The sequence below is a fragment of the Acidovorax sp. CCYZU-2555 genome, assembly GCF_018413525.1.
Taxonomy (GTDB): Bacteria; Pseudomonadota; Gammaproteobacteria; order Burkholderiales; family Burkholderiaceae_C; genus Comamonas.
The window spans coordinates 42,245-58,147 of record NZ_JAHCDD010000004.1 but is presented as its reverse complement, the minus strand read 5'-3'; the positions used below and the strand labels follow the sequence as shown (position 1 = coordinate 58,147).

The 15,903-nt window shown below is 63.5% G+C and carries 14 protein-coding genes and 1 pseudogene; 6 read left to right on the top strand and 9 right to left on the bottom strand.

The genetic code is table 11. The annotated features are described in order from the left end of the window. Positions 1–11 precede the first annotated feature (11 nt). From KHY18_RS02285 to KHY18_RS02255, 7 genes are all read right to left on the bottom strand, one after another. The gene (locus tag KHY18_RS02285) at positions 12–473 is read right to left on the bottom strand and encodes a copper chaperone PCu(A)C (protein ID WP_213293844.1); all 462 of its coding nucleotides are present in this window, start codon (positions 471–473) and stop codon (positions 12–14) included. Between the two features lie 21 nt (positions 474–494). Then, entirely contained in the window at positions 495–1,100 is a 606-nt protein-coding gene (locus KHY18_RS02280) for an SCO family protein (RefSeq protein ID WP_213293841.1), read from the bottom strand. A 17-nt stretch (positions 1,101–1,117) separates the two neighbouring features. After that, positions 1,118–3,187, bottom strand: coding sequence for a TonB-dependent receptor family protein (locus tag KHY18_RS02275; RefSeq protein WP_213293839.1), 2,070 nt, complete (start codon positions 3,185–3,187; stop codon positions 1,118–1,120). A gap of 151 nt (positions 3,188–3,338) precedes the next feature. Continuing rightward, on the bottom strand, positions 3,339–4,178 hold the full coding sequence (locus tag KHY18_RS02270) for a DJ-1/PfpI family protein (RefSeq protein ID WP_249728852.1): 840 nt from the start codon (positions 4,176–4,178) through the stop codon (positions 3,339–3,341). A gap of 9 nt (positions 4,179–4,187) precedes the next feature. After that, a complete protein-coding gene (locus KHY18_RS02265) occupies positions 4,188–6,377 on the bottom strand; it encodes a TonB-dependent siderophore receptor (RefSeq protein WP_213293837.1) in 2,190 nt (729 codons plus the stop codon). 259 nt (positions 6,378–6,636) lie between these two features. Further along, the gene (locus KHY18_RS02260) at positions 6,637–6,996 is read right to left on the bottom strand and encodes a DUF2946 domain-containing protein (RefSeq protein WP_213294014.1); all 360 of its coding nucleotides are present in this window, start codon (positions 6,994–6,996) and stop codon (positions 6,637–6,639) included. A gap of 174 nt (positions 6,997–7,170) precedes the next feature. Beyond that, positions 7,171–8,058, bottom strand: coding sequence for an MBL fold metallo-hydrolase (locus KHY18_RS02255; protein WP_213293835.1), 888 nt, complete (start codon positions 8,056–8,058; stop codon positions 7,171–7,173). Positions 8,059–8,175: 117 nt separating this feature from the next. On the opposite strand from KHY18_RS02255, the gene KHY18_RS27340 reads away from it, so the two are divergent. Then, positions 8,176–9,138, top strand: coding sequence for a GlxA family transcriptional regulator (locus KHY18_RS27340; RefSeq protein ID WP_213293833.1), 963 nt, complete (start codon positions 8,176–8,178; stop codon positions 9,136–9,138). Between the two features lie 184 nt (positions 9,139–9,322). Here the strand turns inward: KHY18_RS27340 and KHY18_RS26940 are convergent. Beyond that, a pseudogene (locus KHY18_RS26940) lies at positions 9,323–9,594 on the bottom strand (IS3-like element ISBvi3 family transposase); the annotation flags it as partial. Between the two features lie 128 nt (positions 9,595–9,722). Then, positions 9,723–10,583 carry an SDR family oxidoreductase gene (locus KHY18_RS02245; protein ID WP_213293832.1) on the bottom strand — a complete coding sequence of 287 codons (861 nt, stop codon included), beginning with the start codon at positions 10,581–10,583 and terminating at the stop codon, positions 9,723–9,725. Between the two features lie 94 nt (positions 10,584–10,677). On the opposite strand from KHY18_RS02245, the gene KHY18_RS02240 reads away from it, so the two are divergent. The 5 genes from KHY18_RS02240 to KHY18_RS02220 all read left to right on the top strand — a co-directional run bounded on the left by KHY18_RS02240 (position 10,678) and on the right by KHY18_RS02220 (position 15,902). Further along, on the top strand, positions 10,678–11,094 hold the full coding sequence (locus tag KHY18_RS02240) for a winged helix-turn-helix transcriptional regulator (protein ID WP_213293830.1): 417 nt from the start codon (positions 10,678–10,680) through the stop codon (positions 11,092–11,094). Between the two features lie 380 nt (positions 11,095–11,474). Continuing rightward, positions 11,475–12,044 (top strand): OsmC family protein, encoded by a 570-nt coding sequence (locus tag KHY18_RS02235; RefSeq protein ID WP_213293828.1) that lies wholly within the window; start codon positions 11,475–11,477, stop codon positions 12,042–12,044. A gap of 22 nt (positions 12,045–12,066) precedes the next feature. Beyond that, positions 12,067–13,215 (top strand): acyl-CoA dehydrogenase family protein, encoded by a 1,149-nt coding sequence (locus tag KHY18_RS02230; protein ID WP_249728851.1) that lies wholly within the window; start codon positions 12,067–12,069, stop codon positions 13,213–13,215. Next, positions 13,212–14,459 carry an FAD-dependent oxidoreductase gene (locus KHY18_RS02225; protein ID WP_213293825.1) on the top strand — a complete coding sequence of 416 codons (1,248 nt, stop codon included), beginning with the start codon at positions 13,212–13,214 and terminating at the stop codon, positions 14,457–14,459. Before KHY18_RS02230 ends, KHY18_RS02225 begins: the two co-directional genes overlap by 4 nt. 45 nt (positions 14,460–14,504) lie before the next feature. After that, entirely contained in the window at positions 14,505–15,902 is a 1,398-nt protein-coding gene (locus KHY18_RS02220; RefSeq protein ID WP_213293823.1) for a CmpA/NrtA family ABC transporter substrate-binding protein, read from the top strand. Position 15,903 lies beyond the last annotated feature (1 nt).

Sequence of the window (15,903 nt, the reverse complement as noted above, 5' to 3'; positions counted from 1 at the left end):
CACGTGCAATTTCAGTGCTTGTGGCCGCCTGCATGGCTGCTGGTATTGAGGGCGCGCACCGGCGCTTTGACTTCGATCGACTCGCGCTTGCCATCCTTGTTTTCGATGACCAGAGTGAGCGGCACGCTGGCGCCTTCCTTCACCTGCTGCTTGAGGTCCAGCAGCATCACGTGGTAGCCCCCTGGCTTGAGTTCCACGGTCTTGCCCGCCGGCAGTGCGATGTCAGCCACTTGGCGCATCTTCATCACGTCGCCCTGCATACTCATCTCATGCACTTCGACATGGGGCGTGAGCGGCGAGCTGGCCGAAATCAGTTTGCTGTCCTGCGCCGCCTGGATCTGCATGAAGGCGCCGGTGGCCTTTTGCTGCGGCACGGTGGCGCGCACCCAGGCGTCCTTGACGGTGACCTGGGCCTGGGCGGACATGGCCAGCAGCGAAGCGGCGAGGGCGGTGGAAAGTCGGGCGAATTGCATGCTGTGCTCCTTGAGAAAGGTTTAGGTTGGGGTGGAATGGAGAAGCTTGCGCAGGTCTTGCGCGTAGTCCTCGGGGGATTGCTCATGGCGCAGTGCGAGTCGCAACCGGCCCTGCGGGTCGTAGACATAGCTCAGCGAGCTGTGGTCCATGGTGTAGGAGGCGCCCGTAGGCACTTTCTTGTAGAAAACCTTGAAGTCGTTGGCGGTCTGCTGCGTGCGCGGCAGATCGCCGTACAGGCCGATGAAGCTTTCATCGAAGGCCGCGGTGTAGGCCTGCAGCACTTCGGGCGTGTCGCGTTCGGGATCAATGGTGATGAACAGCGTCTGGAAGCGCTCTCCATCGGCGCCCAACAGGCGCTTGACTTCGGCGGCCCGGGCCAAGGCCGTCGGGCAAACGTCCGGGCATTGGGTAAAGCCAAAGAAGACCAGCACGGCCTTGCCGCGAAAGTCGGCGAGCCGGCGCTCCTTGCCCTGCGGATCGGTGAGCTGGAAATCCGTGGCGTAGGTGGCTCCGGTGAGGTCTATGCCTTTGTAGGTGACACGCGTCTTTCTGTCGCATGCGGTCAAGGAGAGGGCGCTGGCGGCGGTTGCAGCCAGCAAGCTGCGTCGGGAAAACATGGCGTTCATGCGGAAGTTCCTGTGGTTTAAGGCGTGCGCCAGGTCAGGCCGGCGTAGACCGAGCGGCCATCGCCCGGAAAGTAATAGGCACCGTCCTGGCCGCGGGCGTTGGCCTGTACCGCGGTGGTGGCGACGTAGTCACGATTGCCGAGGTTGCGACCTTCGACAAACCAGCTCCAGCCCGATCCGAGATCGCCGCTCACGGTGAGATTCAGCAGCGCGAAGCCATCGGCGGCAACGGTGTTGGCGTGATCGACCCAGGTACGCGCGGGCTGCCACTCAATGCCGGGAGAAATCCTGATCCGTGGCGTGGCCTGCCATTGCAGTTGCGCGCGCAGCAGATGGGGCGCAATGCCGGCGAGTCGACGGTTCCCATACACGCTGTCGCCGTCGAAACGGAAATCGTTGTACAGATACTGGCCGCGCACTTGCCAGGCGGGCCACAGACGGCCGCTGGCCGAAAGCTCCAGGCCCTGGTGCAAGGTGCGGTTGGCGTTGAGCGTGCCCAGCGCCGCGCCGCTGGCGTCGGTGAGCGACAGCAACTCGCGGCGCACCTGGGAGCGATAGACCGCCGCATCCCAGGTCCAGCGCTCGCCTTGGCCACGCCAACCGGCCTCGATGGTCGTCGCTCCCTGCGCGCTGGCCAGAGGGCGGGTGTTGCTGTAGACCAGTTCGCCAAAAGGCGGTGCCTCGTAGCTGCCGCTGACGTTGGCAAACCACTGCGAATTCGGCGAAATCGTGTAGAGCACGCCCAGCTTGGGCGACGTGCCGCTGAAGCGCGCGTCGTAGCTGGTCGCAGGGTTCAATCGGTTGTCCTGCGTGCGTCTGGCCTCCACCGCCTGGAGCCCTGCCTGCAGGGCCCAGTGCGCGTCCAGGCCGTGGGTGTATTCGGCGTAGGCCGTGTTCTGCCGGGCCTGGAGCGCTGTGCGCCCGGTGGCCGCTCCCGCGCTGCCGCCAACGTTGGCATGGCGCCATTCATCGCCTGACAAATGACTGATCGACAGGCCGGCGACGAGGCGACGCGTCAACGTGGCGGATCCGAACTCCACGGCCAAGCGAGAGTCGAATCCGCTATCACGCATGCCTTGCTCCAGAATGCCGAATGTCATCGCATGAAAGCGGTCGCGGTCGGCGGTATGCAGTGAATTTGTCCAACGCACATCTGCACTCGGCTGCCAGGTCAGGCGCAGTGCCGCGCGCGTCTGCGTGAAGTCGTTGGTTGCCTGCTGAGAGACATAGTTGGGCGCGGCCTGGCGCGGGTTGGCATGCAGCGCCGCCCGGCTCAGGCTTCCGGGCATCTGCAAGGTGGAGTCGATGTACGAAGCGAAACCACGCAGCTCGAGGCTTTCTGAAAGCCGAATGCCCACGTTGCCCGAGAGACGCTGTGTGCGGTAGCCGGATTGTTCTCGCCAGCCACCCTGCTCGCTGCGGCTCAGGCTGAGAAAACCATCGACGGTCTCACCCTGCCCGGCCAGGTTGGCGTGGGCCTGGCGCTGGCCGAAGGAGCCGGTCTGAACCCGCGCCTCGGCCGCGGGTGCGGTCAGCCCGGTGGGCGATACGAAGTTCACCGCACCCCCCAGACCGTTGGCGCCGTACTCCAGCGCATTGGCACCGCGCCACACCTCGATGTGGCTTGTGGCCACCGGGTCGATCGATTGAAAGTCCGCAGCACCGTCGGTGTGGTTGAGCGGGATGCCGTCCTGGTAGAGCTGGATGCCGCGCATCAGAAAGCCGCGCTGTATGCCCGAGCCACGGATGGACAGCCGCGCTTCCTGGCCATGGCGCGTTTGGGCCAGCACGCCCGGCGCATAGGCCAGGGCATCGACGGAGGTGGCGGCGCGGCCATCGGCATAGCTTTTCGCGTCGATGACGGCCGTAGCGCCGGCGCGCCGCGCGAGCTCTTCGCGCGCCATGTTCAGCGCCGCGGCCGCCTGGGCATCGGAGGAACGGGACGCGCGAACTTCCACCGACTCAAGCGTGTGAGGGGGCGCAGGGATCTGGGCCGTGGCCGCAGTCGCGGCAAGCAGTCCGGCCATGCCTGCCGACCACTTGTTCAGGGCGTTTTTCCCTGGCGTGAGCGCGCGGCTTGACTGCATGCCGGCGCACCGGAGCGCGCCAGCCAAAGGCAACGGAATGGATGGAATTGGGCTCGAATTCATTGAAGTTTTATGGCAGGAAACAGGGCAAGGATGGCCTGCCGCAGGCGGCATCCGGTTGAGGCTTGCGCAGGTGAGCAATCCGACACCGCTAGCGGCCAGAGGGAGCTTTGGCACCCCTGGCTGCCGCCAGCGCGGCGCGGGCTTGCGGGTCGAAGTCCTTGAACATCTCGGTGAGCATGGCGGTGACGGCCGGCGGCGCGGTGCGCGGCGTACCCGCGTTGAACGGCGGCTCGGGCGCGTACTCGGCCAGCAACTGCATGGATTGCGCATAGACCGCATCGCGCAGCAGGCCGACGATGGTCAGCCCCATGTCCAAGCCCGCGCTCACGCCCGCACCGGTGATGCGGTTGCGGTCGTGGACCACGCGCCCCTCCACGGGAATGGCGCCCACGTCGGTCAAAAGCGATCGCGTGGCCCAATGGGACGTGGCTTTGTATCCTTGCAACAGCCCGGCCGCGCCGAGCACCAGCGATCCGGTGCAGACACTGGTGACAAGCTTGGCGCGCGGGCCCCGGTCCGCCAGAAAAGCCAGCAGCTCGGCGTCCTGCATTGCGGCGATGGTGCCGGCGCCTCCACCAGGCACAAAGAGAATGTCCAGATCGCGTGGGCACTCGGCCAGGGTGGCCGTTGGCATGAGCGCGAGCCGGCTGTCGCTTACCACCGGTTCCATGGTTTTGGCGACGTGATGCACTGTTGCGCCCATCAGGCCGGCAAACATGTACTGCGGCCCGACGAAGTCCAGCGCGGTCATGCCGGGGTAGAGCAGCATGCCGATCTGCTCCTTGCCGGTCCACGACGCCGGCATGGCGCTGATGTCATGTTCCACGGTCACGGGCGTCGAGGTGCCCTGGCTGGCGCGTGCCAGCCAGGGGGAGGCGGCCAGCGCGGCTGTGGCGGCGCGCAGGAAATTGCGACGTTCGTTGGTCATCGCCGCGCCTCAATAGTCCACGCGCAGCGTGAGCTTGGCCGTGCGTGGGTTGCCGAGCTTGATCCAGTCCTGCACGAACTGATGGCTGCCGGTGTAGTACTTGCGATCGAAGACATTGTCCAGGTTGAGCTGCAGCGAGGCCTTGCCCGAGCCCAGCCCGAAGCGGTAGGCCAGCATGGCGTCCAAGCGCGCATAGCCCGGCATCTGAAAGGTGTTGCCGGCGTCGCCCTGGCGCCGACCCTGGGCAAAAACCCCGCCGCCCACGGTCCATTGGCTGTCCAGCGCGTAGCGCGCCCACAGGCTCGCGGTATGCCGCGCCACATTGGCGAGTTCATGGCCCTGGTAGATGGGGTCTCGCTTCACTTCGGTATGGGTGTAGGCGTAGGAGCCGATCAGTGACAGCTTTTTCGTGACTTGACCCGAGACATCCCATTCCACACCACGCGAGACGGCCTTGCCAATGGTGACGACGTTGGTGAAGGTCGGCGGCGACAAGGGGTCGGGCACCGATGCTCCGCGGTTGCGCTTGGTCAACTCGAACAACGCCACGGTGGAGCTGAGCTTGCCGTCGAACAGTTCGATCTTGTGGCCCACTTCGATCTGCCGGGCGCGTTCGGCGGCCAGCGCCGCACCGGTGACCGTGTCGCGGCCGTTGTTGGCACCGACCGCGTCCTGATATTGCGCATATACGGACTGGTTAGGTGCGAACTGCCACACGGCGCCCAGGCGGGGTGTGGTGAACGACTTCTCGTTGGGCGCCATGCCCGGTACGCCGAACACTGCGCTGGTGCGGTCATGGCGCAGCGCGCCCGTGAAAAACACGCCATTGCCCAGCGCGATCTGGTCCTGCAGATAGACGCTGGTCCAGCGGCTGTAGTCATCGTAGTCCTGTGGCATGGCCATGGGGTCCAGCCCGGGCGTGCTGCCCAGGGACGGATGGTAGACATCGGCCGACGACAGCTGCTGCATGTAGGTCGCACCGGTCTTTTTGGTGCGGTAGGTGTCGAACCCGACCAGCACCGTATGGCCGATGCGGCCCGTCTGGAACTTGCCCGCCAGGTCCACATTCAATTGATCCAGCTGGTAGCGGCCATCGGGCCGGACGCCGAAGTAGTAGCGGCACAGCGGGTCGCCGGTGCCCGGGCAGGTCTGGTCGGACGTCATGCCCAGGCCGTAGTCGCCGCGGTAGGTGTAGATGTCCATCTCGGAGGTGTCGCTGCGCAGGCTCAGCAGCTGGCCCTTGACCTGCCAGGTGTCATTGAGCTGGTGCGACGCATCCAGCTTGAGGCTGGTCGTCTTGGCGCTGGACAGATAAGGCGAGTCGTTGTACTGGCGTGACCAGGGCAGGTCCAGCGGCCGGTTGCCGATGGCGGGGATACCCATGTCCGTGCGGTAACGGTTGTCCGAATAGTCCAGCGTGGCCGTGACGTTGGTGCGCGCATCCGGCACCCAGGCCAGGCTCCCGGTAAAGGCGCCCAGGCGATCCTCGACGAAATCGCGCACGGAGTCGGCGGTGTAGTACGAGGCTGCCACGCGGCCGCGCAGTGTCCTGTCGGCATTGAGGCTTCCCGAGGCCTTGATGGCGGTCCTCGAGAGGCCGCGCTGACCTATGGTCTGCTCAAAACCCAGCTCGGACACGCTGGAGATCGGCTTGGTGACCACATTGACCAAGCCACCTGGTTCCGAGCGCCCATACAGCACGCTGGACGGACCCTTGACCACTTCGACCGACTGCACATTGGCCATATTGACGGGCACACCCGTCACCTTGGATCCATCCAGGTAGTAGCTGGAGATGCCCGACATCGGACCCATGGCCGTCATCGACGTATTGGGAAAGCCGCGCAGTATGAGCAGCGGCTGCATCGAACCATTGAAGCCGAAGTCATACTGCACGCCGGCGACATTGCGCACGGCCTCGGTCAGCGTCAGCGCGTTCTGGTCTTCGAGCACCGCGCGCGGCACCACCTGTACGCTCTGCGGGGTTTGCAGCAACGGCGTATCGCTGCGGGTGGCGGTGCGGCTCTCGGGTGCAGCGTAGTCGATGGGCGTGGCCAGAACCGTGACCGGAGGCAGTGTTTGCGGCGCCGATACGGCGCTGGCTGAGCGGGCGGCTTCTTGCGCGGCGGTGGCGCTTGTCAGCAGGAGCAGACAAGCTGCTGCCAACACGGCATGGGGCAGTGGGGGGCGACGTTGCATGGCGGTGCCTGCCTCGGAGGACAGTTTGGATGAATCTGGAACACACGGGAGGGTGGACCTCGGCAGCTTTGGGCGCGGCCATCTCAGCCGCAGCGAAACCGGGTCGGTAGGAGCGCAGTCATTGCCGCTGGGCATGCCAGCGGCGTCTAGCAGCCGTAGCCGGCCGGAAATGAGTGCGGTGCCGATGGCTGGCAGGGAGCTGGGGGCGCACGGAAGCACGCTTCCAGTCCGCTGGCGCTTCAGCGGTCAGATGCAGATGTCAGGAAAGTGCGGGCGGGCCGCGCGGCGGCAGAGGCGCGCCGACCAGGGCGGCAATGTGCGCCGCCTGCATGGGGGTCAAGGCGTGGGCCAGCGGCTGTGGCTGGCTCACGTGCGCGGTCATGGAAGCGGAGGGCAGGAACACTGGGAGGCACATCGCGCAGTCCAGCGTATGCTGCCCCGCCGGCACGACTTCCCCGTCCTGATTCATCTCGATGAGCTGCATCAAGCCCGAGCCTGAACAAATCATCTCCATCGTCTTTGGAGCAACGATTGGCGAGGCCATGGCAACGCCCATGGTCAACACAAACCACGCCAGGACAAGGCGGGCCAGTGTGGACGATGTGCGCAGGGCGTGCATGGTTTCCATTATGGCCTGCATCCACTGGCTGACGCAGAACTTTATGAAATTTCTGAAGATACAGAAATGTTTAGAGCGCCCGCCGGACAGAGGTTGACCTGTCGCTGTTGGGCGCTCGACGCAGATGGAGCTCCACCGTCAACGATCACGGTGAAAACCATCCGCGTTGAAAAATCAGAACTTCAAGGTTTCCCCATCGGCGGGAATCATCACGCTGTTCTCGATTTTCTGGGCCTGCACGAATTCACGCAGCTCCTTGCGGCTCAGCGACATATGGTTTACGGAATCCATATGCACGGCCACGATGGCGGCGTTGGGCACGGCCTTCGTGGCTTGCAACGTGTCCTGCTTGCCCATGATGATGGGGTGCTCTTCAAAACCGCTCATCAGCGCGCTGCCGGTGTTGAGAATCACCACGTCCGGCTTGTATTGCTTGAGCGCCTGATCCACTTCGGGGCGCCACACGGTGTCGCCCGCGACGTACACCGTCTTGCCCTTGGGAGCCGAAAACACGACGCCCATGACGGGGCCCATCGCCTCGGCGCGGCCAGGGTCTGCAAACCACAAATCACTGCCGTGCTGACCGCCTGTCTTGCTCAGTTTTACGCCTTTGAAGGTGGTGGAGCCTTTGAGCACGCGTACATCCTTGAAACCTTGGCTGCGAATGGTCTTGGCGTCCGCTTCGTTCTGCGTGAAGACCGGCAGGTTCTTGGGAATCGCTTTTTGCGCAGCTTCGTCCCAATGATCGGTGTGTGTGTGGGTCACGATCACTGCTTCCACGCTATCGAGCACATCCTGGGCTGAAAACGGCAGGTCGACCAGAGGATTCCTCAGTTCACTGCGGTAGGTTGCGGGAAAGCCCGGAAACGCCCCTTTCGCCGACAGCATGGGATCGACCAGGAAGGTGGTGCCGGAAAAGTCGATTTTGACCGTTGCATTGCGGATCTGCTGCACCGTGACCGAGGGGGTAGAGGCCGTTTCGGGGGCCGACCAGGCGCTGGCCGCGAAGCCGCCAAGCGCCAGCGAGACCAACAAGGGAGTAAAGGTTTTTATCGAGTGCATGGTTAACCACCTGGGTTGAATATGTAGAAGCCTCTATCTTCGTGCGGCAGCCATTTTTGTAGAATTGACCCGAAAGTCATTAATCGAAACATTTGGGCCACTTCGCGCTGCAATACCGTGTCAAAGTCACTTCCCCTCGTCGCCCTCGTCACCTACCCGCGGTTCAGCCCGTTTCATTTCGGCGTGCCATACATGATCTTCAGTGCCCAATTGCCGGAGCATGCGCTGTTCGATTTGAAGATCGTCACGTCCAGCGGAACGGCGCTGGCGGCCGAGAGAGCGCTGCTGGTGCAACCCGATGGTGGGCTGGAGTGGCTGGCCAAGGCGGACATCGTGGTGGTTCCCGGTTGGCACGATCTGAATGAAAGTCCAGAGCCCCAGTTGGTGGCAGCGTTGCGCCAGGCACGCCAGCGAGGCGCCCATGTGGTGGGCCTGTGCTACGGCGCGTATGCGCTGGCCTATGCCGGCTTGCTGGATGGCAAGCGTGCCTCCACGCATTGGATGGCGGAGCAGGATTTCAAGCTGCGTTTTCCGCAAGTGCAGCTGGACATGAATGCGCTGTATGTGGACGACGACGGCCTGATCACTTCTGCAGGTACAGGGGCGGGATTGGATTGCTGCCTCTACATCGTGCGCAAGTTCCATGGCCAGAAAACGGCCAATAAAGTGGCCCGGATGATGGTGGTGCCGCCCCACCGCGAAGGCGGGCAGGCGCAGTTCATCGAGCAGCCCGTTGCCCCCAGCACGCAAGACGCCCGTATCAACCAGATGATGGACTACCTGCGTCAGCACCTGAAAGAGACGCATTCAGTGGATGCGCTGGCGCAACGCGCGGCCATGAGTCGCCGAACGTTCACGCGGCATTTCAGCAAGGCCACGGGCATGACCTTCATGGAGTGGCTGATCAACGAACGGTTGCAGCGTACGCGGGAATTGCTGGAAAGCACGACGCTGCCGGTGGAGTCCATCGCGGATCTGGTGGGTTTCAAGACACCAACCTCTCTGCGCCAACATTTCAAGAGCAAAAATCAGGTCAGTCCCAGCGAATGGCGTAGAACCTTTGGGCGCAAAAGTGAATGATGTGACACTGCCTCGTCTCCACGTATATCAAGTCATGCAGTCAAGAGGCTGCGCTCTCTTGTCACCAGCGACAGGTGTCCGTTTGCAGCGTGAATTCGCAGGCGGTTGTACCTTTAAACGATCAGCCCAGAACAGTGCTTGCGTTGCCAGCAGGCCGATCTCAACGGCGTGCAGACCAGCTTCGCATCCGGTGGGCCGAATCGGTGGTCACCACATCTGCGCGCCGATAGACCCGGCGCAGGCCCTGTCGCCTGAGACTTCGACAAATACGCTCGGCGCTCACGCACTGGCCCTGCTGGCGAAGCGGGTGCACGATCCTAGGCCGCCAGTAGCTTCTTCGGCTGTCACGATGGATAGTCGCCACCCGCGCATTCAAAGTCGCGCTCGACGGCGCTTGTGGTTGAGCGGCCGCACGTGCCACTGACAGTAGCCCGTGCGGGACACCAACCACACCCGCACAGCCGCCTTCGCCCGAGCCTGTCAAAGCGCGGAGCAAAGACAGGCTGCGCTGCAGCCATTCATTGACCACTACAACGGGCTGCGGCCACACTCTGGACCGTGTCAGACACCCCCGGTCTGCTGGGTCAGCACGACATCTCAGTCAGCCACTGTTGCAGGGTCCGAGGTGGCAGGCCCAGCAGATGCTGTGCGCTCGTGGCCTCGCTGATCGCATTCGCGTCAGCGAGGGCCTGCGCCTGATAACCCGCCACGACGCCGGCGGCCGCGCCCGCACCAAACAAGGGGGCGATCATCTCGCCGAAGACTTCAGGTGTCACGCTGCTGAACGCCACCGGCTGGCCGAGATAGCGTGCAAAAGCCTGCGCCAGGTCCATGCCGGTCAAGCCTGGCGACTGGCCCACACCCACCAGGCCGGTCACGGACCTGTTGAGCAGCAGGCGTTCAGCCGCCTCGGCGACGTCCAGATGGGAGGTCCAGGACACTGGGAAATCGGGGCGCAGGGGATAGCGAAGAATGCCTTCGGACTTCACCGGTCCCAGGACGACGGGGTTCAGCAGATTCTCGAGAAACAGGCGTGGTGCAACCACCGCGAGCGAGACTCCCGTTTGCTGCACTTCGCGAATCAACGTCGCAATCGCGCTGTCAGCTGGGTTTTGCAGGGGCGAGTCGGGCTCGTCCACCACCCAGCCGCTGGTGGAAACAACCACCCGTGCGGGCCTGGCGCGTGCCACAGCCTGGGCGATGTTGCGGGCGTAGATCAGGCGGTCGGCCTCTGCGACCACTGGAAGATGGACAAAAATGCCGTTGGCGCTTTGGTAGGCGTCTGCCAGTGAATCCACCGAAGCCAGGTCAACCGCCACCGCCGGTACATCTCGGATCGCCGCGGGGCTGCGCACTGCGGCAACTGCGCGCTGGCCAGACTGGGTCAGGCGCGCCAGCAATGGGCCGCCCTGTGCGCCTGTGGCGCCGTGGATTACATAGGTCATGAGAGCAGGGCTCCTTCATTAGTGCTGTTTATGAAGTATTAATGTTCTAAGATTCGCATCAGTTACGTCAAATGCACTAATGGGATACTTGCTGATGAAACAGAAAACGACGGCGTGCTGCGGCGTGGCACGATTCCTGACCATCCTCGATGGGCCTTGGGCCACGCTGATCGTGCGCGAACTGCTGCACGGCCCACTGCGGTTCACACAGCTCAAAGACGCGTTGCCAGGGATCAGCGCGCATACATTGACGCACCGGCTCAAGGGCTTTGAACGCAACGGGCTGGTCACACGCACGGCCTATGCCGAGACTCCGCCCCGGGTCGTGTACCAACTCACCCCGCTTGGGCAGGGGCTGCGCGAGGTGCTCGAAGCGATGGGAAAGTGGGGGGATGCACTACCGCCTGAAACTGTCGTGGAAGAAGCCAGCCAAGGCCATGCGGAGCCTGGCGTATCCCCGACTGCCTCCCTTTGTCCTTTCAGTCAGCTCGCCAAAAGCCCAGCGCAATAGCTTGTGTTCTTGGCGCGTGGAAGGGGACATGGCCAGAACTCCCGCCCACACCTCCAGCGCAATGCCGCGCCACTCGGGCCTTCGGCGGTGTCGCGGGACGGCACATATCTGGTTCAGCGCGTATTGAGCCACTGCGCCTTGCCCGCTCGGTGCCGTGTGATACGGCCGGGTGCAACGAATCCGTTCGTGACCTGGACAAATTGTCTACATTGAGTACGACAAATTGTTGGCGGTTCGTCAAAATCCGAAGCCGCAATTCCATGGATTTTTTAAAAAAGTGTTTTAAAAACATGTACTTGCCGTAGGTGCTGAGGGAATTTTCGGCATGGCACGGGGATTGCAATAAGGAAGGGGTCACCCCCTAACCAACGGAGCAATCAATGACCCTTGCCACACCCGCACGCGCTGCTGAAACATCCCAGTCGTCGGTAAAGACCTTTCTTCGCGCCATCGATCGCAATGGCCTGGAAGCCTTCGCCGAGAAGGGCCGCAACAACCCCGCTTCGCGTGGCACCAACAAGGTCCACACGGTCGTCGATGGCAAGTTTCGCACCCTGAGCTATGTCGGCGACCATACGCCGGTCGTCGTGGACGAGCCGCCTCATCTCTTCGGTCAGGACACCGCACCCGCCCCCGGCGAAATCGTGCTTTCCGGTCTCGGTGGCTGCCTGTGCGTAGGCATCACGGCGGTCGCCACCCACCGCAATGTGAAGCTCTCCAAACTGGAGATTTTTCTGGAAGGTGACATCGGCAATCCGGCGGCCTGGGGCGCGGGTGGGGCGCTCAAGCAGCCCCTGGAAATGGGCTTTCAGCAGATCCGCGTGAAGGTCCTCATTGAAGGTGATGCGCCGCGCGAAGTGCTGGACGAGATCGTTCACCACGCCAACAGGTATTCGCCCGTGGCCAACACGCTGCGCAACCCCGTCGCATTCGCCATCGATCTGGCTTGAACAGCAGCGGAGGACACCAGCCATGTCAGCAGTACTCCAGAGGGCGCAGGCCGGCGCCGAAACCCTTACGGGCAGCGAAACGATGCTAGAGGCCGTGCGTGCGATTGCCCGCGGGCCGCTGATGGCGATGGTCGATGAAATCGATCGCGCGGGCACCTATCCGGACGCCATCATGCGCGCCCTGGGCCAGGCCGGCGCCTATCGCGCGCAGACCTCACTTGACGGCAATCCCGATTTCGTCGCGGCGATCCAGGCGGTGGCTGAAGTGTCGCGTGTTTGCGGTGCCACCGGGTTCATGGTGTGGTGTCAGGCCGCCTGCACCCTGTATATGGAGCAAAGCGGCAACCCCGCGCTGATAGGTCAGGCGCTCGAGCGCCACGTTGCTGGCGACGCCTTGGGTGGTACGGCCCTGAGCAACCCCATGAAGGCCATGACGGGCATCGAGCAGATGCTGCTCAAGGCCCGGAAGGTGGCCGACGGCTATGTGGTGAGCGGCACTCTTCCATGGGTGAGCAACCTCGGAAGCGGCCATTACTTTGGCGCTGCAGCCACCGTCATCGATTCCGACGTTCCCGCGCATGAAATCATGTTCATGGTGCCCTGCGATGACCCGGCGATCGAGTTGCGGGAATGCCCGTCGTTTGCCGGCATGGAAGGAACCGGCACCTGGGGGGTTCGTTTCACGGGCTTCTTCGTGGGTGCCGAGCGCCTGATTGCCGACCCGGTGCGGCCGTTTCTGGACAAGGTCCGTGCGAGTTTCATCCTGCTGCAAGTCGGCATGGGCCTGGGCGTCACGCAAGGCGCGATCGACACGATGTGGGATGTCGAGCAGCAGCTGGGCCATGTCAACCAGTTCCTGGACGACCGTCCTTCCGAACTCCAGTCCGAGCTCGACACGCTGACGCTGCGCACCTTCGCGCTCGCGCGTATCCTCAGTGCCGGCGAGGCAGTGCCCTTGCTGGATGTGCTCGACGTACGCGCACATGCCTCGGAACTGGCGCTGCGTTCGGCGCAGTCGGCCCTGCTGCATCAGGGCGCGCGCGGGTATTTGCTGTCGTCTTCGGTGCAGCGCCGCGTGCGCGAGTCCCATTTCGTCGCCATCGTCACCCCTGCGCTCAAGCATCTGCGCCGCGAGATGGCCAAGCTCAGCAATCCGGTGATGCCGTCATGAGCGCGGTGACCTTGTTTCCCGCCGCGCCGGATGCCATCGCCATGGAGTTTCGCCAGTACATCTGCCGTGCCTGCGGCCTGGTCTACGACGAGGCCGCAGGGGATGTCGACAGCGGTCTGGCACCCGGCACCCGTTTCGACGATATCCCGGATGACTGGGAGTGCCCGTTGTGCGGTGTCACCAAGGCCGATTTCGAGCCTTACGTGGTGACGGCGCGCGTCGAGCAAGCTGTCTGCGCGGCCCCCGTGGCGCGACGCCCCAAGGATGCCGGCATCGTCATCGTGGGGGCCGGGGCTGCTGGCTGGCAGATGGTGCGGGCCGTGCGCGAGCAGGACGCCGGAATCCCCATTACCCTGGTGACCCGGTGCAGCGGTGACCTTTACGACAAGCCCTTGCTTTCCGTCGCCCTGGCGAAGGCCATTGGCTTGCCTGCGCTGGTGAAGCAGACGGGAGCGCAGGCTGCACAAAATTGGGGCGTGCGCTTGCTGGCGGAAACCCATGCGATCAGCGTTTGCCCGGGAACCAGCTCCCTGCGCACCACGCGTGGGACTCTCGCATATCGGCAGCTGGTGCTCGCCCATGGCGCGTCTCCTCGTCCCGATCCAGCCCTGCCATCCCAGCTGTGCTGGGCCATCAATGACCTGGGCTGCTACGCGAAGTTCCGGCAAGCCGTGTCCGAGCGGCCGCAGCGCATCGTTGTTGCCGGTGCGGGTCTGGTGGGGTGCGAGCTGGCCAATGACCTGGCCCTGGCCGGACACCATATGGTGCTCATAGACATGGCGGACAGGCCGCTGGCCCACCTTTTAGCGCCGAGCGCCTCCACACAGCTGCTTGAAGCCTGGTCACCCTTGGCCATGGAGTTCATCGGCGGGACGCGCATCAAGTCCGTGCGCAAAAGTGGCGAGCAGCTGACGGTGGTCACGGAAAGCGGAGTCCGCTTGTGCGTGGACCATGTGCTGGCGGCGACAGGTCTGCAGACACCGAGCCGCCTGGCGCTGAGCGCGGGACTGCAATGGAACAACGGCATTGCAGTGCAAGCCGCAGATCTGCGTACCAGTGTCTCGAACATTCATGCGCTTGGCGACTGCATCAGCATCGACGGACAGGCCATGCGCTACATCGAACCCATAGCGCGCCAGGCACGCGTCATCGCGGCCAAGCTCACCGGTGGCATGCCCATTGCTTATACCCATTGCCGTCCCGTGATTCGTGTGAAGACCGCCTCGCGCGGCTTCACGGTTTGACCCCTGCATTCATCTCTTTGCGAACCACTCCTGATGAAAGTGTCTATGAGCTACTTCGACCCGTACGACGCCAATAAACCGCTCATGATGAACTGTGCGTGTGGACGACATTCATCACAGGACGCGCATGAAACTGCCCAGGCCGCGGTCGCCGCCCAGGAACTGATCCGCCGAAGCCAGACCGCGCAGTTCGAGGACTACTCCAACCAATTCATCGAAGCCAGTCTGGTCAAGGCCCTGTTCCCGCAGGACGACGCCAGGCGCCGCTTTCTGCGGGCTGTCGGCAAGGGCACGGCCATGGCGGCCATTTCCAGCGTGCTCCCTCTGGCCAGCCTGCAGGCCATGGCCCAGGAGCGTGGCGCGCTCGAGAAGAAGAGCCTCAAGGTCGGCTTCATTCCAATCACCTGCGCCACCCCGCTGATCATGGCCGAGCCCCTGGGTTTTTATGCCAAGCAGGGACTGGACGTCTCGCTGGTGAAGACGGCCGGCTGGGCGCTGGTGCGCGACAAGATGCTCAACCGCGAGTACGACGCCTCGCACTTCCTGTCGCCCATGCCGCTGGCGATATCGATGGGACTGGGCTCGAATGCGCAGCCCATGGAAGTAGCCACCATTCAGAACGTCAACGGTCAGGCGATCACGCTGGCGCTCAAACACAAGAACAATCGCGATCCCAAGAACTGGAAGGGGTTCAAGTTTGCCATTCCGTTCGAGTACTCGATGCACAACTTCCTGTTGCGCTACTACCTGGCCGAGTCCGGCCTGGACCCGGACCGTGATGTGCAGCTGCGCGTGGTGCCACCCGCAGAGATGGTGGCGAACCTGCGTGCCGGCAATATCGACGGCTTCCTCGGCCCGGATCCGTTCAACCAGCGCGCAGTGGTGGAGGAAGTCGGCTTCATCCACATCCTGACGCGTGACATCTGGAACGGCCACCCTTGCTGTGCCTTCGGCACCTCGACGGAATTCATCCAGAAGAATCCCAACACCTTCGCGGCGCTGTACCGCGCCGTGCTGACTTCCGCCGCCATGGCGCGCCAGTCCACGAACCGCGAGCTGATTGCCAAGGTGATCGCCCCGCAGGCGTATCTCAATCAACCGGAAGCAGTCGTCAGGCAGGTGCTGACCGGCAAGTTCGCCGATGGCCTGGGCAACATCATCAACGTCCCCGCCCGCGTCGATTTCGATCCCATGCCGTGGCAAGGCATGGCGGTGTGGATGCTCACGCAGATGAAGCGCTGGGGCTACATCAAAGGCGACGTCGACTACAAGCAGATCGCGGAAAAGGTGTTTCGCCTCACGGACGCCAGAAAGACCATGCGCGAGCTGGGCCAGCCGGTCGGCGAGGGCGGCGCCTATCCCAAGTACGAAATCATGGGCAAGACGTTTGATCCGGCCAGGGCACAGGCCTACGCGGACAGTTTTGCCATCAGGAAGGTCTGAG